The organism is Enterococcus sp. LJL51, assembly GCF_049894025.1.
In the GTDB taxonomy this organism is placed as follows: domain Bacteria; phylum Bacillota; class Bacilli; order Lactobacillales; family Enterococcaceae; genus Enterococcus_L.
In genome coordinates, this window is sequence record NZ_JBNEQE010000036.1 from 1 (window position 1) to 1,880 (window position 1,880).

The 1,880-nt window shown below is 50.3% G+C and carries 1 rRNA gene; it reads right to left on the reverse strand.

Annotated elements, in window-relative coordinates:
• Positions 1-66: 66 nt before the first annotated feature.
• Positions 67-1,626 (reverse strand): 16S ribosomal RNA (locus ACPWSO_RS17890).
• Between the last annotated feature and the right edge of the window lie 254 nt (positions 1,627-1,880).

Here is a 1,880-nt window from a genome sequence, read left to right on the forward strand (position 1 = left end):
AGAGTAAACCTCTCAAAACTGAACAAAGTAAGAACAAACCGTGTAGGTCTCCGTAATATTCCTTAGAAAGGAGGTGATCCAGCCGCACCTTCCGATACGGCTACCTTGTTACGACTTCACCCCAATCATCTATCCCACCTTAGGCGGCTGGCTCCAAAAGGTTACCTCACCGACTTCGGGTGTTACAAACTCTCGTGGTGTGACGGGCGGTGTGTACAAGGCCCGGGAACGTATTCACCGCGGCGTGCTGATCCGCGATTACTAGCGATTCCGGCTTCATGCAGGCGAGTTGCAGCCTGCAATCCGAACTGAGAGAAGCTTTAAGAGATTTGCATACCCTCGCGGGTTAGCGACTCGTTGTACTTCCCATTGTAGCACGTGTGTAGCCCAGGTCATAAGGGGCATGATGATTTGACGTCATCCCCACCTTCCTCCGGTTTGTCACCGGCAGTCTCGCTAGAGTGCCCAACTGAATGATGGCAACTAACAATAAGGGTTGCGCTCGTTGCGGGACTTAACCCAACATCTCACGACACGAGCTGACGACAACCATGCACCACCTGTCACTTTGTCCCCGAAGGGAAAGCTCTATCTCTAGAGTGGTCAAAGGATGTCAAGACCTGGTAAGGTTCTTCGCGTTGCTTCGAATTAAACCACATGCTCCACCGCTTGTGCGGGCCCCCGTCAATTCCTTTGAGTTTCAACCTTGCGGTCGTACTCCCCAGGCGGAGTGCTTAATGCGTTTGCTGCAGCACTGAAGGGCGGAAACCCTCCAACACTTAGCACTCATCGTTTACGGCGTGGACTACCAGGGTATCTAATCCTGTTTGCTCCCCACGCTTTCGAGCCTCAGCGTCAGTTACAGACCAGAGAGCCGCCTTCGCCACTGGTGTTCCTCCATATATCTACGCATTTCACCGCTACACATGGAATTCCACTCTCCTCTTCTGCACTCAAGTCTCCCAGTTTCCAATGACCCTCCCCGGTTGAGCCGGGGGCTTTCACATCAGACTTAAGAAACCGCCTGCGCTCGCTTTACGCCCAATAAATCCGGACAACGCTTGCCACCTACGTATTACCGCGGCTGCTGGCACGTAGTTAGCCGTGGCTTTCTGGTTAGATACCGTCAAGGCGGGAGCAGTTACTCTCCCACTTGTTCTTCTCTAACAACAGAGTTTTACGATCCGAAAACCTTCTTCACTCACGCGGCGTTGCTCGGTCAGACTTTCGTCCATTGCCGAAGATTCCCTACTGCTGCCTCCCGTAGGAGTCTGGGCCGTGTCTCAGTCCCAGTGTGGCCGATCACCCTCTCAGGTCGGCTATGCATCGTGGCCTTGGTGAGCCGTTACCTCACCAACTAGCTAATGCACCGCGGGTCCATCCATCAGTGACACCCGAAAGCGTCTTTCAAATAAGAACCATGCGGTTCCTATTGTTATACGGTATTAGCACCTGTTTCCAAGTGTTATCCCCTTCTGATGGGCAGGTTACCCACGTGTTACTCACCCGTCCGCCACTCCTCTTTTCAAGTGAGTGCAAGCACTCGGTAGAAAAGAAGCGTTCGACTTGCATGTATTAGGCACGCCGCCAGCGTTCGTCCTGAGCCAGGATCAAACTCTCATAATAAAAGTTAGAACAATCTCGCGATTGTTAAGCTCATTTGTTTGCTAGCATATTGCTTGCTTGTTAAAAATGTTTGTTGTTTTGAATTAATCAAAACGCCCTACACATTTGGTTTGTCTTACTTTGTTCAGTTTTCAAAGGTCTACATCATTGCCTCGCAGCAACTTTTATATCTTATCAAATCTCCGATAAGATGTCAACTCTTTTTTTGAAAAAGTTTTAAGTTGATGGAACTCGGCAATCCGTTGTTGTGTTTC